General features: G+C 69.8%; 17 protein-coding genes. 10 read left to right on the forward strand and 7 right to left on the reverse strand.

Annotation, left to right across the window (positions count from 1 at the left end; genetic code table 11):
- Positions 1-43 precede the first annotated feature (43 nt).
- Genes AQJ58_RS25205 through AQJ58_RS25215 form a run of 3 tightly spaced genes read right to left on the reverse strand, consistent with a single transcriptional unit; the run spans position 44 to position 6,435 of the window.
- A complete protein-coding gene (locus AQJ58_RS25205) occupies positions 44-1,492 on the reverse strand; it encodes a hypothetical protein (protein ID WP_159056329.1) in 1,449 nt (482 codons plus the stop codon).
- Positions 1,493-1,520: 28 nt separating this feature from the next.
- A complete protein-coding gene (locus AQJ58_RS25210) occupies positions 1,521-5,201 on the reverse strand; it encodes a thioesterase domain-containing protein (protein ID WP_067253831.1) in 3,681 nt (1,226 codons plus the stop codon).
- A gap of 1 nt (position 5,202) precedes the next feature.
- Positions 5,203-6,435, reverse strand: a complete 1,233-nt coding sequence (locus tag AQJ58_RS25215) for a hypothetical protein (protein WP_067253834.1) — start codon at positions 6,433-6,435, stop codon at positions 5,203-5,205.
- 62 nt (positions 6,436-6,497) lie between these two features.
- Here AQJ58_RS25215 and AQJ58_RS25220 point away from each other — a divergent pair, with 62 nt between their 5' ends.
- The gene (locus tag AQJ58_RS25220) at positions 6,498-7,097 is read left to right on the forward strand and encodes a substrate-binding domain-containing protein (protein ID WP_267892090.1); all 600 of its coding nucleotides are present in this window, start codon (positions 6,498-6,500) and stop codon (positions 7,095-7,097) included.
- A 284-nt stretch (positions 7,098-7,381) separates the two neighbouring features.
- Here AQJ58_RS25220 and AQJ58_RS25225 read toward each other — a convergent pair whose 3' ends face one another.
- Positions 7,382-8,632 (reverse strand): RsbRD N-terminal domain-containing protein, encoded by a 1,251-nt coding sequence (locus tag AQJ58_RS25225; RefSeq protein ID WP_067253837.1) that lies wholly within the window; start codon positions 8,630-8,632, stop codon positions 7,382-7,384.
- Positions 8,633-8,843: 211 nt separating this feature from the next.
- Between AQJ58_RS25225 and AQJ58_RS25230 the strand changes: the two genes are divergently transcribed.
- The 4 genes from AQJ58_RS25230 (at position 8,844) to AQJ58_RS25245 (ending at position 14,383) form a co-directional block, all read left to right on the forward strand.
- Positions 8,844-10,304, forward strand: a complete 1,461-nt coding sequence (locus tag AQJ58_RS25230) for a class I adenylate-forming enzyme family protein (RefSeq protein WP_234360287.1) — start codon at positions 8,844-8,846, stop codon at positions 10,302-10,304.
- 275 nt (positions 10,305-10,579) lie between these two features.
- On the forward strand, positions 10,580-12,388 hold the full coding sequence (locus AQJ58_RS25235; RefSeq protein ID WP_067253839.1) for a DUF3556 domain-containing protein: 1,809 nt from the start codon (positions 10,580-10,582) through the stop codon (positions 12,386-12,388).
- 54 nt (positions 12,389-12,442) lie between these two features.
- Positions 12,443-13,888, forward strand: a complete 1,446-nt coding sequence (locus tag AQJ58_RS25240; protein ID WP_067253842.1) for a phytoene desaturase family protein — start codon at positions 12,443-12,445, stop codon at positions 13,886-13,888.
- Between the two features lie 36 nt (positions 13,889-13,924).
- A complete protein-coding gene (locus AQJ58_RS25245; protein ID WP_159056330.1) occupies positions 13,925-14,383 on the forward strand; it encodes a hypothetical protein in 459 nt (152 codons plus the stop codon).
- Positions 14,384-14,474: 91 nt separating this feature from the next.
- Here the strand turns inward: AQJ58_RS25245 and AQJ58_RS25250 are convergent, their stop codons facing one another.
- Together AQJ58_RS25250 and AQJ58_RS25255 are read right to left on the reverse strand one after the other, a co-directional pair.
- On the reverse strand, positions 14,475-15,065 hold the full coding sequence (locus tag AQJ58_RS25250) for a DinB family protein (RefSeq protein ID WP_067253846.1): 591 nt from the start codon (positions 15,063-15,065) through the stop codon (positions 14,475-14,477).
- A 198-nt stretch (positions 15,066-15,263) separates the two neighbouring features.
- Complete coding sequence (locus AQJ58_RS25255; RefSeq protein WP_067253848.1) at positions 15,264-16,322, reverse strand: LacI family DNA-binding transcriptional regulator; 1,059 nt, start codon at positions 16,320-16,322, stop codon at positions 15,264-15,266.
- 869 nt (positions 16,323-17,191) lie between these two features.
- Here AQJ58_RS25255 and AQJ58_RS25260 point away from each other — a divergent pair.
- The 5 genes from AQJ58_RS25260 to rbsD are packed head-to-tail and all read left to right on the forward strand — an operon-like array spanning position 17,192 to position 21,353.
- Positions 17,192-18,229 carry a sugar ABC transporter substrate-binding protein gene (locus AQJ58_RS25260; RefSeq protein ID WP_067253849.1) on the forward strand — a complete coding sequence of 346 codons (1,038 nt, stop codon included), beginning with the start codon at positions 17,192-17,194 and terminating at the stop codon, positions 18,227-18,229.
- Positions 18,230-18,236: 7 nt separating this feature from the next.
- Complete coding sequence (locus tag AQJ58_RS25265; RefSeq protein WP_067253852.1) at positions 18,237-19,196, forward strand: ABC transporter permease; 960 nt, start codon at positions 18,237-18,239, stop codon at positions 19,194-19,196.
- 8 nt (positions 19,197-19,204) lie between these two features.
- Positions 19,205-20,005: an ATP-binding cassette domain-containing protein gene (locus AQJ58_RS25270; protein ID WP_079079209.1), complete on the forward strand. Its 801-nt coding sequence runs from the start codon at positions 19,205-19,207 to the stop codon at positions 20,003-20,005.
- A complete protein-coding gene (locus AQJ58_RS25275; RefSeq protein ID WP_079079211.1) occupies positions 19,998-20,948 on the forward strand; it encodes a ribokinase in 951 nt (316 codons plus the stop codon). The genes AQJ58_RS25270 and AQJ58_RS25275 overlap by 8 nt, the downstream gene beginning before the upstream one ends.
- Positions 20,949-20,951: 3 nt before the next feature.
- Positions 20,952-21,353, forward strand: coding sequence for a D-ribose pyranase (rbsD, locus tag AQJ58_RS25280; RefSeq protein ID WP_067253853.1), 402 nt, complete (start codon positions 20,952-20,954; stop codon positions 21,351-21,353).
- Between the two features lie 407 nt (positions 21,354-21,760).
- On the opposite strand, the gene AQJ58_RS25285 is transcribed toward rbsD, so the two are convergent.
- On the reverse strand, positions 21,761-23,029 hold the full coding sequence (locus tag AQJ58_RS25285; protein ID WP_067254259.1) for a DUF418 domain-containing protein: 1,269 nt from the start codon (positions 23,027-23,029) through the stop codon (positions 21,761-21,763).
- Positions 23,030-23,295: the final 266 nt, after the last annotated feature.

The following is a 23,295-nucleotide window of genomic DNA, read 5'->3' on the forward strand; positions in this document are numbered from 1 at the left end:
CTGTCCTACTCGATGTCGCGGGCGGGTGACGGGATACGCGTCGTCAGACGGTGAAGCGGTAGACCAGGGGCAGGTGGTCGCTGATCGAGTTGACGTAGAACTCCGCGGCCCGGCGCGGAGTTCTGAAATAGCCGCGCTGGAGGTCGGCCATGTAGTAGGTGAAATTCCTCAGGTTGCTGATGACCGGCGAGTAGTAGCTAAAGCCTCCGCCCCTTTTGCGTCTGCGCGTTCTGCACGGTGTGTTGTTCGCCGGGTCGATGAACGGGTAGTTGGTGTAACCGCCGCCCACGAGCGGGGGGCCGAGCGCTGTGAGGATCGCCGTGCGGAACGCCCGGATGGCGGCTCGCTTCGCGAGCGGATTGACCAGGAAGCCATGGTGCAGGAGGCCGCTCAGGATGTTGTAGACGGGGCCGTGGTAATTGGCCGGTGGGTTCACGGTCGCCAGATTGCGGATGAACAGGTTGTCGATGGCGAGCCAGCGGTAGGCGTCGACGTTGGCATCGGTGATCGGCACGGGCGGCTGATGCGGTCCACGCCAACGGCTCAGCCGTATGGCGGTGTGGTTGTCCGGCGCGTTGGCGGAGTCGGCCCATGTGGTCGGCAAGTTGGCGCCGCCGTTGTTTGCCCCTCCGGCGGTGAAACCTCTCGTGAAGTAGCCGTACGCTTCTGCATCGACATTGCGGTCGATGTTGAAGTCGCCGGCGGCGAGCGCCTGCGCGACATCGACCATGGTGGGGGCCGCTTGAGTGGTGTCGTCGACCTGGTAGAGCTGCGCCGAGTAGGCCGCCGACTGCACGCTCCACGGGGTGCTGCGACGCGGATTGTTGGTGGCGTGATGGACCACGATCGGCAGCAGCTCTTGCTCCCGCGGGACGCCCGCGCCCGGCCGGTTGAGGTCGAGCACCACGCAGCACGGTCGGCGGCAAAGGTTCCAGCGGGTGTCGCCCGCGTGGATGGGATTGGGCTCGGGGAACTCGAGACGTCGCCAAGGCGGCGGTGGCGGGACGAAGTTCGGCGCGGCGAACCAGTAGGGGTTGGGGACGTTGGGCTGCGCCGAACGCCCCTCGAGCACCAGACCGATCTTGGACTGCCCGTTGACGATGTTGTGGGAGAGGGCGTCCGGGGTGTCGAGCACGGTGAACTCGGGATGGTTGTCCCGCCACAGCACCGCGTAGCCTTCGCTGTGCCCCGTCTGCGTGAAGTCGAGGTCGTCCGGGTCGTTCGGGTAGCCGCGGGTCGTCACTGAGCCGGGTATGTAGTCGTAGTCCCAGACATCGGCTGCCGCGCCCGACTGCGCCATCAGTGCGGCCTGGAGAGTGGGCAGGTACTGCGCCCCACCCCTACGCAACTCCATCATGATCAAGACGTCCGCCGACACCTCGTAGAGCGCCTGCGCCATGAAGCGGCAGATCGGCGCGTAGTTGGCGCCCCGGGCGGCGGGCCTCGCGTCGCCGAACGTCTGGACGTTCCACACCACGACGGTCACTGCCATGTCCGATCCCCCCTGACGTGCGTTACGGTCACCGCAGATCTCCCCGCCGTCTGCGCGGCTCCGGGTCGACGAGCGTCGGCGGCGACGCCGCGACCGGTTGGCCGCCGCCCGTGCCGCCGGTGCCGGAACCGCCCGGGGCGGCGTAGGCCGCGTACCAGCCGAGCGTCGAGTTGTCCTGGCCGCTCGGGTCGCCGAACAGCAGCAGGTCGGTCTGCCCCGGCGGGAAGCTGATGCTCAGCAGGTTCAGCGCGATGCCGCGCAGCTGGAGGACGTAGGCGCCCGGGCCGGTGACCACGAACCGCAGGTCACCGAAGGTCAGTTTCAGCACGCCCTGGAGGCTGATCTCGCGCTTGCCGCCGGTGGCGCCCGGGATCCGCAGGCCGACGTGGACCCGGTACCGCGCGGGGTCGGGCTGCCAGCCGAGCAGCAGCGACGCCACGAAGCCGCCCGGTGGTGCGAGGGCGCCCAGGGTGCCGAGGTCGAGGTCGAAGACTAGGCCGTACCAGGCGCCGCTGAGTGGGCTGCCCGTGAGCGGGGAGCCGACCGGCATGTAGCCGAGGCTGCCCGGTGTCTGGGTGCCGGTCGCCTGCACCAGGCCCGCGAGCCGCAGCGGGAAGTGGGGGTGAAGGCTGTCGGGCCGGGTCGCGCTCGACGACGGGTCGAAGCCGACCTGCCGGGCGTCGAACGCGAACGTCTTCTGCGTGGGGGTGTCGGGCGCGAAGCTCATGTCGACCGACAGGCCGCGGTAGGCCAGGCCGCCGGCACCGCCCGGCGCTCCGTACGAGAACGCGTCGAACCCCGGCAGCGCCTTGAATCCGATGCTTCCGGCGAGAGTGAAGCGGGTCTGGACGGTCCCGCTCCGTGCCGCTCCGCTCGGCGGCACGATCGTGACGAACTCCGCGCTCTCGACGATGATGTGGTCGAGCACCCGGCTCGCGCACCGGAAGTGGTTCGTGTCCTGGTTGGTGAAGACGTAGGATCCGCGGCCTCCGTGCTTCTGGTAGACCCCGCGCAGCTTGAGGTTGTTGCCGGCCGGCGAGGGCACGAGCCCACCGGGGCCGCCGGGGCCACCGTTTTCCGGCTCCACCACCAGCTGTACGGGTTCGCCGAAGAACTGGTTGGCCATCAGCTCGATCGTGCTCGCGAAGCTGGTCACCTCGGAGTTGGCGAACAGTACGTTGAGCTGCTGCACCTTGAACTGGTAGTCGGCGGTGGTGTCGTCGAGGTCGCCGGGGTCCGAGTAGCGGATCAGGCCGAACAGGGTCGAGTTGTGCGGCGAGAGCGTTGTCCCGGCCTCGACGGGCGTCACGCTCACGCCGACGTGGTGCGCCATGAACCGGTCGGGATCGACGCCCGCGGCGATGCCCTCGATCTGCGGGGGCAGCGAGCTCAGCGGCACCCGGGCGTTGAGGAACAGGATGCCGTTCCACGACGGGTCCTTCAGTACCGTCTCGCGGAAGTAGGCGAGGTGGGGGTCTTTGTCGTCGGCTGCCGCGCGGCAGTACGCCCGTAACGCCTGCTGGGTCGCGAGCGCGTCGTCGTTGAGCTCCTCGGCCATCGCCCAGGACGCCGTGTCGTCGATGAGTGAGGCCAACGGGACGTCGGTGAACTTGAACAGCATCATCGTGCCGTGCCCCGCCCAGAAGTACGGGGACAGGTCGAAGTGCCAGGAGTCGATGCTCACGTCGGCGCTGGCGCCGACCTGTACCAGGAGGTCGGCGTACGTCGGGTAGTCGGGGCCGAGTGCTTGCTGCAGCGCCGCGCGGTACTCGGGCAGCGAGCCGTAGCGCTGCTGCTGGAGCGGCCTGAGCCTGCCGAGGACTTCGGCGGGCACCACCGGGGCGTTCGACTGCTCCAGATCGGTGAACGACTGCACCGTGAGCATGTACGTCGGGATGCCGGCGCAGCCGAGCAGCCGCCGGCAGCTCGACGCCACCATGAACAGGTGCCCGCTCTGCAGGGCGCCGCGCAGCGGTCCTGTCACGTCGGAGAACTGCAACAGCATCGGCTCGTCTCCGGCGTCCGGGCCGGCGGGCGTCTGGGCCAGTGTCAGCCGTCGCCAGTCGCCGGCCTCGACGTCGAGGAGGAGGCCCTGCGGTGTCGTGCCGTGGGCCGCGCCGCCGGCCGTGCCGCCGGCCGCGAGGCCGGGCGCGGCCGTCCCGGCGCCGCGCGTCGTGGTCGCCGCGCTGGTCAGCCGGTAGACAGCGGCCCGGCGCGCCGGGCTCAACACCTGCGCCTCCACCCCCGCGTAGTCGGCGGCGTCCGCGACGACCCCCGCGTAGGGCGCCACCGGGAAGGCCTGGGCCGGGTCGGCCGTGAGGGCAGGCAGCGTGCCGGCTTCCAGGGGTAGGTAGGTGAGGAACCCCGGGTGTGCCGGATCGGGATTGGGCTGGTGCACCACCGCGCTGTCGGGCTGCGCGTAGTAGGTCTCCTGCCCGGTGAGGTAGACCCAGGACGTCGACGCCTGAGCGGTCAGCGGTCCGTACAACGCGGCGCTCGGTCCGGGCGGCGCCGGCCGGGCGGGCGCGAAGGCGGGGTTGCCGGGCTTGAACGTCATGCCGGTGGTGCCGCCGGGTACGGCGAAGTACTCCTGAGTCGATGTGCCGGCCATCAGATGGTCGGCGAAGTCGCCGCTTCGGCCTGCGCTGTCGTCGATCGCGAGCGAGAAGTCGCCGGCCGGTGTGAGGTAGTAGGGGTCGGTCGGGTCGGGGCGGCCGTCGGTGGTCTCGGCACGTACGTCGACCGCGAAGACGAGCCGGGCCCCTGCCCGGGGGAGCAGCGTGATCGGCGCGTTCAGCGAGCTGCGGAAGTACGTGGCGATCGGCGCGCCGACCGGCGCGGAGGCCGTACCGAAGGAGAAGGAGCTGCGCGCCTGGTCGAGCGGTGCGAGCGGGTCGACCACGGCGGTCAGCGGCAGTCGGGTGCCCTTCAGTGCGAAGACGGGGTAGCGCAGGGCGTCGACGAACGCCGGTGCGCCGTCCGGCGGCGGGCCGAAGGAGAGGTCGGTGACGAAGTAGCGCAGGCCGACGCCGAGCGCGTCGAGGGCCGGTTCGTCGGGCGCTGCCGCCAGGCTCAGGCACCCGGCGGTCGCCGCCGGCCCGAGCAGCGACAGCGCGACGTCCGAGGTGAGGGCGACCTCGGTCGCGGGTGACTGCCCGCGTGGGGTGACGAGCAGCGCGTTGGGCCCCGGTGAGCCGGTCAGGACGAGCCCCGTACCGTCGGGTGAGACCGTGATGACGGTGCCGCCGGCCACCCGCAGGACGACATTGGGCGCGAGCGACACGTAGCCGGCCCACGGCACGGTCACCAGCGAGCCGCGGCTCGTCGCCGCGAGCGTCATGGTGGCCAGGCCCGCGGGCCCGTGCGCGGCACCCGCGGGATCGGCGATCCAGACGAAGCGGGTGAGCCCCTGCGCGGGCGCGGCGAGGAAGGCGAGCACGGCCTCGACGAAACGGCCGGTCACCTGTGGGTCGAGCGCGTCGTACGGCAGGGCGGGCACGAACAGGAACACGCCCGGCTGGGACGTGAGAGCGTCGGCCGCGGTCAGGGTCGGCGGCAGGGCGGACGGTGCCGACGTGGCGAGGAAGGCGCACCTGGCGGCGGCCGGGTTGCCCGGGTCGGCGAGGTAGAGCGGGCTCCCGGCCAGCCGTCTCAGCACCGGCGGGGCACCGGGCGGCGGGACGGCCGGGCCCGCCGACGCGACCGCCACGTCAGACCCCCACCCACGGCGAGGTGAACGTGTCGCCCTGGAGCAAGGGGAGGTCCCACTGCGAGAGTTGCCCGCCATTGGGCTGTGCGATGTACTGCGTCGTCTGCGAGAAGACCACGGCCATGGGCCCGAACGGGGTCTCGTTGCCCTGGAGCCCGGCGATGGTCACCCGGTTGAGCCTGGTTTTCTGCGAGAAGTCGGCAGAGGCCATCTGCCAGCGCCACAACGGGCTGTAGAAATCCAGCAGTTGCTGGATCGTCGAGCCGACCGGCAGATACCGCCACTCCCCGAGGACCTTGACGGGGATCTCGGGGACGATACTGGTACGGCCGGCGAACGCGGCGGACACGACCGGCCGGCCCGACGTCGCGGTGACGCACGTGCCGTCCTTGAAGTAGGCGGTGGTCGCGGCGGCCAGGTCGGTGAGCGTGTCGGCGCCGAGCAACGCGGGAGTCCGGCCGAACGCCGGGGCCGCCGACGTCTGCCTCGGCCCGGTCGCCGTACGCGGGTAGACGAGCCGGAAGTGGCGGCGCGGTCCGAGGGCGGCGAGGTCGGCGAGTCCACCGATCCAGGCCGGTGTACCGAGCGTCACGCTCGTCGCCATGGTATTGAGGAACGCGTCGAAGCAGACGTCCTGGGCACTGGAGCGCGCAACGGTGCACGTCGAACCGCCTGCGGCGCCGAACCCGTTCCACGCCGACGACGGTGCGACGAAGTCGTAGCCGCCGGTGTCGATGCGCAGCCGCATCCCGGGGGTGAGGTCGACGACGTTGCCGCCGCGCGCGAGACCGTAGTGGTAGGCGAGGACCTCGTCCAAGCGCAGCGGAATCGAGGCGGCGACGGCCCGCACGACGGTGTCGGCGCCGCCGGGGGCCAGACACTGCTGCGAGCCCAGCTCCATCTGCTCCAGCGCGACCCGGAACGCGTTGAACGAGGCGAACAGCGCCGCGCGGTCCTCGGACTTGTCGGAGTAGAGGCGCGCGGGCTGCACGGTCACCTTGGCGACCGACGGGGCGTTGGACGGCGCCCACGCGAGCGAGAAGTCCGTGTTGTCACCGCCGCGCGCGACGGCGCACGCCACCGGGGCCGGCGCGCTGCCCCGCACGTAGGGCACGTCTATGACGAGGGGTCTGTCGGGCCTGTCCTGCGGGAACGACGGCGGGATGAGGTACGGCCCGACGGGGGCGCCGCTGTTGCCGACGATCCGGCTCGACACCTGGTAGGTGGTCGTCATGTCTGTTGGCCTCCTGCTCATCGGGGACTCACAGGCCCTCGATGAAGCGGGACCGGAGCACGATGCTACTGCCGCACCGGTACAAACATTCGAGCTTTGTAAAGGTCGCGAGCCGCGTTTCCACAGCCGCCGGGCCGGTAGGGGCAAACGCCCCTGTCGGGGCTCAACGTACCGCGCGGCAAGAGCAGTTCATCCTCCACGTGACCATCCCGTCCTCCACGGCCCGGGTTGGGCAGCGCGCCGAGGGATGGCGGGACGCGCTCACCGCCGCCGGTCGTCCCGTCCCCGAGCCGCTGGACGGCGGCTGGAGCCCGCGATCCGGGTATCTGGCCGCCCGCGCCGTGGTCGCCGACCCGCAGGTCACCGCCGTGCTCTGCGGCAACGACGACCTCGCGCTCGGTGTGCTGCGGGCGGCCCGGGAGGCGGGCCGGGACGTGCCGGGCGACCTGAGCGTCATGGGCTTCGACGACGCGCCGTACGCGGCGTACACCCACCCCACCCTGACCACCGTCCGGCTGGACCTCGAAGGGCTGGGCCGCGGCGCCTTCGGAATGCTGCACCGGCTGCTCAAGCCGGAGAACGCCCCCGCGGCCCCGCTGGGGGCCGAACCGGAACTGATCGTCCGTGAGAGCACCGGCCCGGCGCCCCACCGGACCGCCTGACCGTCCCACCAGGGCCTTCGTGTCCCTCGTGTCTCCGGTGTCCGTAAAAATCTCCGGTGTCCGTAAAAAGCGCGGACGACTACGCGTCGACTCTCGTCCACCTGATCCCCGACCCCACCCCCTGAGCGCGTCGGCCGGCCGTCCGCGGCCCAGCCCGCCCCGCTGCATCGCGGCTCCGGCGATCGGCCGGGTCACGGTCGTGCACGACCCGTCGTGTGGATCGCCGAACCCGGTTCGCCGTCGCGCGACGCGCTGCGGCGGCGGGTCGCGCGACGGGCGAGACCTCACGGGTGGTCGTGCGGATACGCACCCCGCGTGAGCCCGAGCCGGGCGCAGGCCATGAGGGCCACCTCGATGTCCAGGCGGCGCTCGGTGAGGGGATGACCGAGGATCTCCTCCGCCTTGCGCACGCGGTAGTGGACCGTGTTCTTGTGCACGTGCATGAGCGCGGCGGCGTCGGTGAAGCTGCCTCGTGCCTCGAGGAAGACCTGCACGGTGTCGCGCAGCCGGGCCGTGGCCTCGTCGTCGCGCATGAGGTCACCGAGCACGCCGCCGGCCCAGGCTCTGACATCGGTGAGTCGGTCGACGAGGAGGCCGGCGAGTCCGACCTGGGCATGCAAAAAGAGGGCGCGTTCGGGGTCGGCCCCGGTGGCGGCGACGTCCCGGGCGCGCTGCGCGTCCCGGAAGGTCTGCCGGAATCCTTCGAGGCCGACCGACGGGTCACCGACGGCGACCCGGAGCCCCGGGTGCCTGCCCAGTTCCTCCTCGAGTCGACGGGCGTCCAGGGCCGGTTTCCCGGCGGAGGAGATCCACGCCCAGCAGGTCTGTTCGTCCGCGGAGATCGTCTGCGGAGTCTTGCCGGTGGCAACGCCCAGCACCGCGGCGCTCGAGAGGAGTTGTGCCGTATCCGGAGCGGCGGTCCCGGGCTCGGTCCAGATGACGGCGGCCAGGTGCCATCCGCGCAGCGATGTCGAGAGCATCTTCTCGGCGGAGGCGAGGTCGAGCCCTTCGGTGTCGAGCACGGCGCGGACCTGGGCGGCGCGGGCCGCGTCGGAGCGCGTGTCCCACCGGCTGCGTTCGTTCTCGTAGATGTCGACGAGCCCCTCGATCACCTGGTCGATGTAGCTGTTGACCAGGAGCGCGATCCGGCTGGTCGTCGCCAGCGCGTCGTCCGCGGGGAGTTCGCGGCCGCGCAGGGACGTCATGGCCCACTGCACGAACATGTGCTCACCGAGGCGGTAGGCGCGCAGCAGCGCCTCCAGTGACAGGTCGCGCTGGGCGAAACGACGTGCGTACTCGGCGGCGGCGGGCGGGACGGTGATGTCGTCGAGCGAGATGCTCAGCCTCAGCATGTCGACGATCGCCGCCAGGTTGGACGAGGTGCTGGCGACCATCAGCCGTCGTACGGCGTCGTCGTGCCGGAACTCGGGGATGACGTGGACGAACATCGAGGTCATCTCGGTGGTGAGGTTCTCCAGATCGGCCTGGATGTGCATGGCGACATCCCGCACGGTCCCGTCCACGTCGGTGCTCATGGCTGGACAGTAATCGGACGCCCGCGGCCGGCGACAGGACCCGTCGCCGGTTTCCCCACGCCGTCCGTCCGCCGTACCCGGCGTCGCGGCCGCTTTGTGCCGGCGGCACAAACCCGGGGTTCCGCGCTGGGACGCAGGCCCATGGCCCGCCGGGTGGGCCCTGCCTACCTTTTTCTCACCCCGTCACAGCGCTACTCGATGGTGAGGAAACGTGCTGCACATCGCCGAACTACCGGACGCCAGGGCCGCCCGGAATCCCACAGGACCCTGCATCGCGGACGACGACGAGCAACTGGACAACCGGGAATTCCTGAACCGGGTGCGGAGTGCGGCGGCCGCACTGCGCGCAGGCGGAATCGGTGCGGGCGACGTGGTGGCCCTGATTCTGCCCAACCGTCTGGACCTCGTCGCCGTCATGTTCGCGGCCTGGCGGCTCGGCGCCGCGGTCACCCCCGTGAACCCCGGACTCACCGACGCCGAGGCACGCCATCAGATCGAGGATTCCGGTGCGAAGGCGGTGATCACCGAGGCCTCGCACCCCGCCGGGACGCTGGAGGTCTCCGAGGTGGTGCGCCCTGCCGCCCCGGGCGACGCCGACTCGACGGAGGCGGGCCCCTTCACCTCGGACTCCCTCGCCCTGATCATCTACACGAGCGGAACCACCGGACGGCCGAAGGGCGTGATGCTGGACCACGCCAACCTCGCCGCGATGTGCGCGATGATCATCGGTGGTCTGGGCCTGGACGGTACCGATCACAGCTTGCTGGTCCTGCCGCTGTTCCACGTCAACGGGATCGTGGTGAGTGTGCTGTCGCCCCTGCTGGCGGGCGGGCGCACCACGATCACCGGCCGGTTCAGCGCCTCGGCCTTCTTCGACTCGGTCGAGCGCGTCCGGCCCACCTATTTCTCGGCGGTGCCGGCGATCTACGCGATGCTGGCCGCGCTGCCGGACGACGTGCGGCCGGACACCTCCTCGCTGCGCCGTGTCGTCTGCGGGGCGGCACCGATGCCCGCAGAGCTGATCGCCCGGTTCGAGCGGCGGTACGCGGTGCCGATCATCGAGGGGTACGGGCTCTCCGAGGGCACCTGCGCCTCGACGCTGAACCCGCCGGCCGGGCCGCGCAAGCCCGGCACGGTCGGGCTGCCGCTGCCCGGGCAGACCGTCGCGGTGATGGACGGGGAGGGCAGCCTCCTGCCGGCCGGGGCCGTGGGCGAGGTCGTGGTCCGGGGCCCGAACGTCATGCGCGGCTACCTCGGACTGCCGGAGGAGACCGCGCGAACGGTCATCGACGGCTGGCTGCACACCGGTGACGTGGGGCGATTCGACGCCGACGGCTATCTCGTGCTGGTGGACCGGATCAAGGACATGATCATCCGAGGTGGGGAGAACATCTACCCCAAGGAGATCGAGAACGCCCTGCACACCCACCCGGCGGTGCTGGAGGCAGCGGTGGTCGGGGCGCCCGATCCGACCCTCGGCGAGGTCCCGGTCGCGTACGTCGTCCTCCTGCCGGGGACGACGGTCACCGCCGACGAGCTGCTCGCGCACTGCCGCGGCTCGCTGGCCCGGATCAAGGTGCCGGTGGTGCTCACCGTCACCGAGGCGCTGCCGAGAAATCCGGTGGGCAAGATCGACAAACGCCGCCTCCGCACAGCGCCCCTTCACCACTAGGGCCTGTCTGACAATTCCCGTCTGCCCGGCGACGCCATGCACGCCCTCTCGCCGCACCGGCCCCAGACCCGAGTACACCAGTACGCAGGCCTGGGGCCGGCACACCGAGAGCACGCACCTGACGCCGCCGGGCCGCCCTTCGGGCGACGACGCGAATTGTCAGACAGGCCCTAGGAAAGCCGTACCGGATCCCCGAGCGCTTTCGGGGTGTGGTTCAGCGCGCCCGAATGCATCACCACACAACGTCACCGTGAAAGATCAGGAAAGGCGGAACAATGGGATTCAAAACAGGCGACTTCCCGCCCGTCGACCAAGAAACCTTCCTGGAAAAACCCCTTAGGGAGCGCCTTCGGGCCCTTTCCCTGCACTGGGTGGAATACGGCTTCGGCACCCCGAAGATGATTCCGGCGACCTACGTCGTCAAGGTCCTCGTGCTCTACGTCCTCGGCGGGACGGCCCTGGCGACATGGACCTCGGACGTCGGCCCGTTCTGGAGCGTCACGCACTGGTGGGACGAGCCGGTCGTCTACCAGAAGCTGGTGCTGTGGACGGTGTTCCTGGAGAGCGTCGGGGTCGCGGGCTCCTGGGGCCCGATCGCCGGCAAGTTCAAGCCGATGACCGGCGGGATCCTCTTCTGGGCCAGACCGGGCACCATCCGGCTGCGGCCCTGGAAGCGGGTGCCGTTCACCCGCGGGGACCGCCGCACGGTGGGCGACGTCCTGCTCTACCTGGCCTTCCTGGCGGCTGTGCTGGCAGCCGTCCTGCTGCCCGGCACCTCGAGCGCCTCCCTCACCGAGGCACTGCCGCACAACACCTCCGGGCTGGTGAGCCCGGCCCTGCTGGCGGCGCCGATCGTCCTGTACGTGCTGAACGGCCTGCGGGACAAGACGATCTTCCTCGCCGCCCGGGGCGAGCAGTATCTGCCCGCTCTGCTCTTCTTCGCCGTCCTGCCGTTCACCGACATGATCATCGCGGCCAAGCTGCTGATCTGCGTGGTCTGGGTCGGTGCCGGGGTGTCGAAGTTCGGGCGGCACTTCACCAACGTCGTGTCACCGATGGTCTCCAACAGCCCGTGCGTCCCGGCGAAGTGGGTCAAGCGGCTGCACTACCGCGACTTCCCCCATGACATCCGGCCGTCGAAGGTCGCGACCTTCATGGCGCACGTGGGCGGTTCGACGGTCGAGATCGTCACACCGCTGGTGCTGCTGTTCTCCACGGACCACCGGCTCACGCTCGCGGCGGTGCTGCTGATGGTCGTCTTCCACTTCTTCATCGTCTCCACGTTCCCGCTGGCCGTGCCGCTGGAGTGGAACCTGCTGTTCGCGTACCTCGCGGTCTTCCTGTTCCTCGGTTTCCCGGCTGCGGACGGCTACGGCGTCGGCGACATGTCCTCTCCCTGGCTGACCGCCGCCCTCGCAGCCGGTCTGCTGTTCTTCCCGGTCCTCGGCAACCTGCGCCCGGACCTGGTGTCGTTCCTGCCCTCGATGCGGCAGTACGCGGGTAACTGGGCCTCGGCGCTGTGGGCCTTCGCGCCGGGAGCGGAGGAGAAGCTGAACGCGCTGCCGCACCGCCCGACGAGGAACCAGGTCGACCAGCTCCAGGCGATGGGCTACCCGCCGGCCGTCGCGGAGATCACCATGCAGCAGACGATCGCCTGGCGGTCGATGCACAGCCAGGGCCGCGGCCTGTTCTCGGTGCTGCTGAAGAACCTTCCCGACCTCGACCGACGGACCGTGCGGGAGGCCGAGTTCGGCTGCAACTCGCTGATCGGGTTCAACTTCGGCGACGGCCATCTGCACAACATCGACCTGATCAACGCCGTGCAGGCCAGGATCGGGTTCGCTCCCGGAGAGTGGATCACCGTCTGGGTGGAGTCACAGGCCATCCACCGCGGCATCCAGCACTACCAGGTGATCGACGCCGCGCTCGGAGTGATCGAGCGGGGTACCTGGAAGGTCGCGGACGCGGTGAAGGAGCAGCCGTGGCTGCCGGACGGCCCGATTCCGCTGCACGTCACCTGGACCCGCGACCGGGCGGCCGCGGCACCGGTACGCCCGCAGGTCGCGGAGGAACTGGCACCGTAGGACAAGGACCGACAACGGGCGGACAGAAGACACTCTCCGGAAGGGCAGGGCCTCATGAGCACAGCGACCGTGGTGGGCGCCGGACCCAATGGTCTGGCGGCGGCTGTCGCCCTGGCCCGGGCCGGCGTCCAGGTCACGCTGCTGGAGGCTGCCGACGAGATCGGCGGCGGCACCCGATCCGGTGAGGCGATCGTGCCGGGACTGCTGCACGACCACTGCTCCGCCATCCACCCCATGGCCGTCGGCTCGTCGTTCCTGAGCGAGCTCCGTCTCGACCGCTACGGACTGCGGTGGGCGTGGCCGGAGATCGACTGCGTGCATCCGCTGGACGGGGGGTCGGCCGGGGTGCTGCACCGCTCGGTGACCGAGACCGGTGCCGGTCTCGGCGCCGACGGAAAAGTCTGGCGCCGGCTGTTCGAGGGGCCCTCCGCGGCATACGGCATCTACGGCGACGACATCATGGGCCCGCTCCTGCGCCTCCCCCGGCATCCCGTCCGCCTCGCCCGCTTCGGCATCCCGGCACTCGCCTCCGCGTCACTGCTGGCGAAGGTGTTCCGGACCGAGGAGGCGAGGGGGCTGTGGGGCGGAGTCGCGGCCCATGCCTTTCACCCCCTGGAGCGGCCGCTCAGCGCGAGCATCGGTCTGGGCATCCTCACCGCCGGGCACCGCTACGGCTGGGCGGTGGCGGAAGGAGGCTCACGCCGCATCTCCGACGCCCTGGCGGCCCTGCTGCTGGACCTCGGCGGGAAGATCGAGACGGGGATACGCGTGCGCTCGGTCACCGAGCTTCCCCCCACGGACGTGACCGTGTGGGACGTGGCGCCCACGGACCTGGCGGACATCCTCGGCGAGTTGCTGCCGACGCGGATCGCCCGTGCCTACCGGCGCTTCCGGTACGGTCCGGGCGCGTTCAAGGTCGACTTCGCCGTCGACGGCGGAGTGCCGTGGCTGGCCGAGCCGGCGCGACGGGCCGGTACCGTGCACCTCGGCGGGACCTACGCCGAGATCGCCGCCACGGAGCGGGACATCCACGCCGGGCGGATGCCCGAGCGCCCCTTCGTCCTCGTCGGACAGCAGTATCTGGCCGACCCCTCGCGATCGGTCGGCGACATTCACCCCGTGTGGTCCTACGCCCACGTCCCCCACGGTTACACCGGTGACGCCACCGAGGCGATCATCGCGCAGATCGAACGGTTCGCCCCCGGTTTCCGCGATCGGATCGTCGGCACCCTGGTCCGCACGACACCGGAATTCGCCGCGTACAACCCCAACTACGTCGGCGGCAACATCATGACCGGAGCCAAGGACATCCCCCAACTCCTCCTCGGCGCCCGCCCGGCCCTCCGGCCCTACGACACCGGAGTCCCCGGCCATTACCTGTGCTCGGCAGCCACCCCGCCCGGCCCCGGAGCGCACGGAATGTGCGGTGCCCATGCCGCCGCGCGAGCCTTGCGCCACCTGGCGGTCGCCGACTCGAAGGGACACCGAGGGGGAACGTGACTCCGACCCGCGGGCCTGGCCCTGGCGGTGCCACCGGTGTATTCCGTCGGGTCAACCAGGACCCCGATCGTCATCGGTGCCACGGGGAATGTGGTTGCTCATCAGGACTTCCGGCCGGCAGTGGCGCAGGAAGGCGGTGATGAGGTCGGCCCGCGCCTGGTGCAGGGTCTCGGTGTCCATGGCCAGGCGCGGGCGCAGGTTCCATCCGTCGGGTCGTCGGAGTTCGCGCCGCGGGACTTGCGGGCCGCGGTCTTCTTCCACCTCGTCTTCTTGGCCGGCTGCTTCTTCGCGGCCGTCTTCCTCGCGGGAGACTTCTCCCTCACCCTGGCCATCTCGTGCACGGCCGCGTCCTCGCGAGGGGCCGCCTTCGCCTGGGCCACGGACTCGTTGTCAGCAGCGCGGGGCGCCACTGTCGTAGTCCTGGGCGGCTATGAAGCCGCGACCTTGGACCACCGGGACGACTTGCACGGTCGTCTGCGAGGCGATCATGAATGACCCTCTGCTCGCGCCGCCGCTGCTCATCATCACGAAAGCCGTTGTTGAGGTCAGTCAGGGGCACGTCCGGACACCAGCAACCGAAGTGGACTCACGGCTGAGCCTTGACCGATGAGGCCGACCTGGCGGCCTGCTCGATCTTCGCGCAGTGCGCCGCACGGGCTTCCTCGTCGATCCGCTCCTCGTGTTCGGCGCGCAGGCCGGTCCGGCCGTCGAGGCCCTCACGCAGGATGTCGGCGTGACCGGCATGCCGGACGGACTCGCTGAGGACATGGACCATGACGGCGAACAGGTTTGTGTTGGGATAAGGCTCCGCCCACCACGGCACGTGGCCGGGGGCGTCGAGGGGAAGCTCGTTGATCGTCGCGTCCGAGTGTTCCCACGTGCGCCGGTAGAACCCGATGATGTGATCGCGGGTCTCGTCCTCGGTGGCCCACAGATCGCTGCCGTCGTGGTCCTGCCACCGGGGCAGCGGTTCCGGGGAAGGGCGGTCGAAGACCTCGCCGAAGTACCTGGCCTCGACGCTGGCCACGTGTTTGACCAGGCCGAGAAGGTTGGTCCCACTCGCTGTCAAAGGCCGGCGGGCGTCGTATTCGGACAAACCATCGAGCTTCCACAGCAGCGTCTCACGGTCCCGCCGCAGTCTCCTGTGCAGGTTGTCCTTAGCGAACTCATCGATCATGCTGCATGAGCCTGCCATGGGCTGCCCGTGGCCTCAAGGTCCCGCATGTAGTCCGCAACGACTGGCCGTACTGCTCGCAGGCCATGGGCGCCGGCGGACCATCACATGCTGTCGGTCAAGGACCCGGCCGGGCCCAGCACCCCGCCCCGCGTCCGTATTCATTGAAGATTTATCGAAGGTCCGAGCCTGGTAGCAGATTCAGTCGCCTCCGTCATCATTCACGGGATTGTCAGCCGGCGACCGGAATGTTTCCCGAGAGGCCGCTGTCTCTCCGCACGATTCCCTGATCACCAATGAACAGTCGAGCAAATGGGATTCCACCGATCCAGCACTGATCGCCTCGATCAGCATGTCCACCGCCAGCGCCCCCATTCTGGCCACCGGCTGCGACACCGTGGTCAGCGGCGGATCCAGCAGCTGAAACCAGGGCGGATCATCGAACCCGGCCACCGCTATGTCGCTGCCGATCCGCAGGCCGCGCCGACGCGTTTCCTGAAAAACTCCCAAGGTCATCAGGTTGTCGATGGCGAACACCGCCGTGATCGGATCGTCCAGATCAAGCAACTCGGCAGCGGCCCGCCGGCCGCTGTCCGCCTGGAAGTTTCCGAAACGGACGAGTTCATCCGGAAGGTCCAGCGAACGTGCCCGCATCGCGGTGCGGAAGGCGGCCAGCCGTTCGCGGCCGGTGACCGTCGCTTGAGGGCCGGTGATCACCGCGATCCGTTCATGCCCCAGATCCACCAGGTGATCGACCAGTTGCGAGATCGCCAGGCTCCCGTCCGCACGCACCACCGGGGCGTCCATGCTGGCCAGCGCCCGGTCGACGAACACCATCGGCACGCCCTGGCGTGCCACGGCACGCAGGGCCTCCGACTCCTCCAGCACCGGCGTCAGCAGCAGACCGTCGACCCGCCGGGCCAGCAGCAGCTCTACGTACCCGTCCTGGCGGTCGGTCTCCTCGTTGGCGTTGCACAGGATCACGCTGTAGCCGTGCTCGTGTGCCGCCTCCTCGATGGCCCAGGCGAGTTCGCTGAAGAAAGGGTTCACCATGTCGGGGATGATCAGTCCGATCGTCTGCGTCCGCGTGGTCCGCAGCGAACGAGCGACGGTGTTCGGCCGGTACCCCAGCGCCTGGGCTGCCGCGATGACGCGTTCCCGTACTGCCGCGCTCACGCCGTCCGCACCCGACAGGGCTCGTGACACCGAGGCCGTCGAGACCCCGGCGCGCCGAGCGACGTCTGCGACGGTCACCCCCATCGCCACCTCCCAGACCTAGACCTAGCACCCCCTTGTAATCGATTACGCCCCGCGCCGTCAAGGGTCAGACATCAACTCAATGCGATGACATTCCACCCTTGACACCCCTTACGGCCCATGGCTTAAATAACTCGCCATCAGCAACGTAATCGATTACGTAACGCTTTACAGCCTCTGGGCTGACTATTCCTGGAAGGGATGTGCGTGATGCAGCCTTGCAAAATAATCGGCTTGTCGCGCGCTGCCAGCCAGGGGCCGTGGGCGTTGCCGCGTCGAGATGCCGGTCGGGGACGGCCCGGACCCGGAACTTCGCTCACTCCGGGACAATTGACGTCCCAACGGCGCGGCTTACCCTCCTTCCGCCTTTGATCCACTAGGCGGCCGAGGCCAGGCCACGTGATTCCCACAGACCGTCAGTCTGCCAACGCCACTCGGCGCTGAGCGTTCAGCCTGCGTTGCCGTGGCGCCGCATAGGGATGGCGGCACGGCGGCCGAAAAAGCGTCGCCTTGTAGGCCGAATACGCCATGCCGCACGTCGGTTCCCTCTGCCGATAGAAGATCGACGGCAGTCGGAATCGCCGATTTCTGAATTCTTGGCATGGCAGCCCGCGTGCCCGGTCCTCCGGGACATCAGCACCGGTCGGCTGCCACCCCGCCCTGCACCACCGCACCCGCCCCGCCCGTCGGCGACGCCGAGCCCGGACCCGTCGGCGGGTCGCATCCGCACCTTCGGCACGTAACGGCCGGAGGCCGTTTCCGCTCTCGACCGCACGCTCCTACGGAGCCTGCCCTCGGCCCACTGCCCGTCACCTTCTACCGGTCGACACAGATCTGACCGGACGCAATGACGCGAAGAAAGGCACACCGCCATGTCCAACCACGCAAGACGCAGGCTGCCCACCGTGACCGTCGCCATCACCCTGCTCGCCGCAGTGGCGGCCTGCGGCCGGGGCGGCAGCGACGGCAGCGGGAGCGGTCAGAGCAAGGACGCCCCCCGCATCGCCATCGTCACCCGTGACTTCACCAACCCCTACTGGGCGGCCCTGCGCGACGGTGCGATAGCCGAGGGCAAGAAGCTTGGCGTCACGGTGAACGTCCAGGCCGGTCAGTCGGAGACCGACTCCACCGGGGAGAACGCCAAGTTGTCGGCCCTGGCCGGGCAGAACTACAACTGCTTCGGCGTGGTGCCGGTGAACGCCACCAACGTGATCACCCCGCTGGTCCCGGTGGCGCAGAAGAAGATCCCGATCCTCAACCTGGACACCCAGATCGACCCGAGCGCCTCGAAGCAGGCCGGCGTGTCCTACGCGTCGTTCATCGGCTCCGACAACCTGACCGCGGGCAAGCAGGCCGGGGAGGCGCTGCTGAAGCGCATGGGCGGACAGGGCGATGTGGCCATACTTCAGGGCATCGCCGGAGAGCAGAACGGCATCAACCGCCAGAAGGGCTTCTCCGAGGCGGTGACCGGCAAGCTGAAGATCGTGGCCACCCAGCCGGCCGACTACGACCAGGCCAAGGCGCAGACGGTCACCGAGGCCATTCTCAAGGCGCACCCGGGGATCACCGGGATCTTCGCCGCCAACGACTCCATGGGTCTGGGCGCCGCACAGGCGGTGAAGAACGCGGGGCTGACGGGGAAGGTGTCCATCATCTCCGTGGACGGCATCACCGCCGCGCTGCAAGCCGTGAAGGCCGGCACGCTGAGCGGCACCATCTCGCAGTACCCCTACGCCGAGGGCCAGATGGCCGTGCAGGCGTGCATCAACCTGGTCAAGCACAAGACCGTGCCCACCCGGATCGTCTCGCCGACGGCGCTGATCGACTCCAGCAACGTGGACAAGGCGATCAGCTCCTTCCCGCAGCCGATCGAGCCGTTCACCAACCCGCTTACCACGGACGGGAAGTGAGTCGACGATGACAGACGTTCAGGCGCCCGGACACCTCACGGGGCGCCTCTCAGTCGGGGCGGCGGCGCGTCTCGCCGCCCCGATCGGGGTCGTCGCGGTGTTCGTGGCGTTCTTCATCGCCACGCCCGACTTCCTCACTGTGAGCAACATCAGCGACCTGCTGGTGTCCACCTCGATCCTGCTGGTGCTCGCCATGGGCCAACAGCTGGTGGTCACCGTGGCCGGCATCGACCTCTCGGTGGGGTCCAACCTGCCGTGGTCGGCGGCGGTACTGGGATACGCCTACACCCACGGCTGGGGCCTGCCCGTCTCGGTGCTCCTGGCGCTGCTGGCGGGCCTGGCGGTCGGCGTGGTGAACGGGCTGATGGTGGCCCGGCTGAACATGACGGACTTCATCGTCACACTCGGTTCACTGTCCGTGGTCAGCGGCCTCACCCTGCTGCTGAGCAGCGGCAACACCGTGGCGGTGAACTCCGGTTTCCTGCGCGATCTGGCGTTGGACGGGATCGGCCCGGTGCGCTGGTTCTGGTTGGTGGCCGTCGTGGGGGCCGCGCTGATCGGCTTCCTGCTCTTCCGTACGCGCACGGGTACGTATCTGCTGTCCACCGGCGGCAACAGGGAAGCCGCCAGGGAGGCCGGCATCCACGTCGACCGCATGCGGCTCATCGCCTACGCCAGCTCCGGGCTCGCGTGCGGAATCGCCGCCGTGCTGTTCGTGGCCCGCACCGGCGGCGCCGACCCGAGCCTGCAGACCGACCTGCTGCTCGGTTCCATCGCCGCCGTCGTCCTCGGCGGGTCCAGCCTGTTCGGCGGGAAGGCCTCCGTGCTGGGCTCGGTGGCCGGCGCGGTGCTGCTGCAGTCCCTGGTCAACGGCTTCACCCTGCTCGGCATCTCGCAGTACTACCAGCCCGTCGCGGTCGGTGCCGTGGTGCTGGGCGCCGCGTTCATCTCCCGGTTCCAGAAGTAGGGACAGCCATGACAGATACCGCAGCCCGCACGGCGGGCGATGCCTCCGCCGTCGAGCCGCCGCTCGTGACGATCAGCGGACTGTGCAAGTCCTTCGACGCGGTGCGCGCACTCCAGGGTGTGGACCTGACACTGGCCGAAGGCGAGGTCACGGCACTGCTGGGAGACAACGGGGCGGGCAAGTCCACCCTGGTGCGCTGCCTGACCGGGGTGCATCCCCCGGACTCGGGTGAGATCCGGTTCCGGGGCGAGCCGATTCGGCTCAACTCCCCTGACGACGCGCGTCGGCTGGGCATCGAAACGGTCTACCAGACCCTCGGACTGATCGAGGACCTCCCGGTGTGGCAGAACCTGTATCTCAACCGGGAGCTGACCCAAGGGTTCGGACCGTTCCAGGTGCTGGACAGGAAGTCCATGATCGGAAACAGCCGGGACATCCTGGACCGGCTGGACGTCAACGTGCCCAACGTACGGGCCACGGTTCGCCGTATGTCCGGAGGCCAACGGCAGAGCATCGCCATCGCCCGGGCGGCCAACTGGGGCAAGACCCTGGTCATCATGGATGAGCCGACCGCCGCACTGGGCGTGCGGGAGACGGCGGCTGTGGAAGCCCTGATCCACCGGCTGCGCGAGGCGGCGGTGACCGTGCTGCTGATCAGCCACGACATGGCACAGGTGCTGCGGGTGGCGGACACCGCGTACGTGCTGCGCCGTGGGCAGACCGCCGCGCGGCGGACGGTCGCCGACACCACCGGAGACGAGTTGGTCGGCCTGATCACGGGAGCACTCGAAGGGGACGCTCGTGTCTGAGCCCCGGCCGCCGCTGGTGGTCGTGATCGGCTCGGTGAACATCGACCACGTCGTGGTGTCCGATGCCTTCCCGTCCCCCGGGGAGACCGTCCTCGGCCGGTCCACGCAGGTCACGCTCGGCGGCAAGGGAGCCAACCAGGCCGTGGCGTCGTCCGCCGCCGGCGTGCGTACCGCGATGATCGCCAGGGTGGGCACCGATCCCCAAGCCGCTCTCGCACGTGCAGGGCTCCTCAACAGAAATGTGGACGTACACGGGGTCGTCCCGGTGTCTGACGCCGAGACCGGAACCGCGTGGATCACCGTGGCGGCCGGAGACAACACCATCATCGTGATCCCCGGGGCCAATCACCGGTGGCCGTCCCAGGGCGACCCACTGGAGGGTGCCGGCGCGGACGCGGACGTCGTGCTGGCCCAACTGGAGGTACCGCTGGACGTGGTGGAGCGTGCGGCGGCCGCCTGCACGGGCCGGTTCCTGCTCAACGCCGCGCCGGCCGTCAGACTGCCGGATCGCCTGATCTCGCGGTGTGACGTGCTGATCGTGAACGAGCACGAACAGGCGGTGGTCTCCGGACAACCCGCCCCGGACAGGGCCACGGACCCGTCCGCCGTGCGGAAAGCGCACGCCGCGCTGCGCGCTCGGGGCGCCAAGGCGGTCATCACCACGTTGGGAGGGGCGGGCGCGATCATCACCGATACGGACGGCACCACCACCGCGATCCCGGCCATCCCCGCCCCGGTCCGGGACACCACCGGTGCGGGGGACGCGTTCGTCGGGGTGCTCGCCGCCCGGCTGGCCGCCGGTGACTCACTTCTGGAGGCCGCCCGGCTGGGGACAGCCGCCGGTTCCCTCGCAGTCCGGGTCGCCGGTGCCCAGCAGTACTGCGCCGACCTGGACGCCCTGCGCGCCACCCTTGCCACCGTCACCCCTGCAGAGAAGGGCTGAACCTTGATACGAAACGGCATCATCCACCAGGAGCTGGCCGGCCTCATCGCCGGACTCCGGCACACCGACACCTTCGTGATCAGCGACGCGGGACTGCCTCTGGCACCGGGTACCCCGGTCGTGGATCTCGGCTACCGCTACGGCCAGCCCCCGTTCCTCGACGTCGTGGAGGCCGTGCTGGCACAGGTCGTGGTCGAGGACAGCTGGGTGACCGACCAGATCCGCGAGGTCAACCCCGGTGTCCACACCGGGCTGCGCTCTCTGGGGCTCGACCCGGAGCCACTCGATCACGACGAGTTCAAAGCGAGAGTCAGGGCTGCCCGCTTTGCCGTGCGCACGGGTGAGGACAGCTTCTTCGCCAACGTACTCTGCCGTGCCGGAGTCCCGTTCTCCGGAGGGCGCTGAACGTCCGGCTGGGACAGGGGGGGGTGGGAGAGCGCGTGGGCGCATGTCCGACTCGCCGTACTTGCACTCGGGGCAGGGCACGGTCGTGCACTCATCCCGTGCGCCATGCGTTCAGCAGCCCTGCTGCAGGGTGATGCGGGCTCGGTCTCCGCACACCGTACGCGCTGAGCCATCTCGTGGTCTTGTCCTGCGCGGTGGCCAGTTCGTCCCGCCGGAGTCAGGTTCCGGAGCGGGTAGTTGCGACGTCGCGGTCGCAGCGCGCCGAAGCCCGAAGCCGGGCGGCCCCCGCGGCCTGGTTCCCGGTGGAGGCCATGGCAGCCGGTGCAGGAGCCGCAGGCTAGGGCCTCCGGCGCCCGCACGCCGGAGGCCACCTCACGCTCGGACTTCCCGGGGTGCGCGCCCGAGGCTCAGCGAACGTGATGCGCCAGTCCGGTGGCGCCGTTGAGCAGGTACTCCAGGGGGCCTCGGCGGAAGAAGCGGGACCAGAGAGCCGCGAAAACGGTGGCCCCGAGGACGAAGCAGAGCAGCAGTGCGGCGGAGGCGGACTGCGGCGGGGTGGCCGCTTCGCCGGGCAGGGCGAGGATCACCAGGATGTGGCCCACGTAGAGGGTCAAGGACATGGTGCCGACGGCGATGATCGGCGTTGCGAGCCGACGCAGCCACGGCAGCCGGTCCAGGGCCACCGTCAGGCACAGGAGCACGGTGATCGCGATCCCCAGGCTGCCGATGAGGTCGAACGTGGAACCGCTGTGCGGCTCGGCTGCCAGCAGCCCCCATGCGTCGGTGCCCCCCAGCCCTCCACCGACCGGCGCGTCGAAGGATTGCGATGCCGTGCTGGGGTCCTTCATGGCATCCGGGACCTTCATGGCAGGCATCCCCGCCATGATCTTCTGAGCGCCGCCGGTCAGCCGGAGCACCAGCCACGAGAATCCGTATCCGAACGTGATCATCGCGGGACCGACGACGGCCAGCCGCCGCTGGACCGTGCCGGAGGCCAGATCCAGCCGGCCCAACGCCATACCGGTGACCACGAACGTCATCCAGGTGATCGCCGGGTAGAGGCCCAGCAGCAGGAGATCGAGCACGCCTACGCCGCACAGTCGGGCGATCGGGTCCCAGGAGTCGACGACGTTCACGATCGACTCCGTGAGCAGCGCCCGGATCACGTACGCCACCTGCGGCGTGACGACCGCGAGCGTGACCGCGACGATCGCGAGTGTCCTGGCCCTCAGCCGCAGCAGAGGCAGGGCGAGCAGGAAGTACACCGCGTAGAAGTTGAGGATCCCGGCGCCGCCGAAGTTGGTCATCGCCAACGCGCTGCCCAGCACCAGCAGGATCACGGCCCGGACCACGATCCTGGCCTTCGCCTGCCGACCAGCAAGTCCGGTCTTCGGTTCGAAGCGGCCGGCGATCAGCATCAGCGAGAACCCGGCGAGGGTGGCGAACAGCGCCGACGCCCGGCCGCTCGCCAGCTCCAGAAGCCAGTCGCCGACGCCGCCGCCCGGCGTGGGAGCCGGACCGACGTGCACGGCGAACATCCCGAACACGGCCAGTGCCCGGGCGAGGTCGACCCCGACCAGCCGCGCCATAGGTGTGGGGAGTTCGGTCACCGGGTTGGACCCGGGTGGGGGCAAGGGCCGTGGATGCGTCTTCTTGGCGCTTTCGATCTCGGTCACCAGGTCAACCTGGCCGAGGCGGGGGTGATCGACCATCCGCCGGGCTTCGGGAGGTGCCCCGCCGGTCGGCCGGCCGCCCCCCTCCGCCTGGCGGGGACCGGTCGTCGACCCGCTTCCGGCCACCCTCGTGCCCTCCGCCACGGGGCCACGCATGACGTGCTCGCCTGCTGGTTCGACAGGGACCGCTCCACCGTCACCCGCGCCGTCGGCGAGGTGCCGCCTCAATCAAAACGCATTCCTCACCACGTATCCGCGTCGAACACGGC

It is taken from the genome of Streptomyces sp. DSM 15324 (genome assembly GCF_001514285.1).
In the GTDB taxonomy this organism is placed as follows: Bacteria; Actinomycetota; Actinomycetes; order Streptomycetales; family Streptomycetaceae; genus Streptomyces.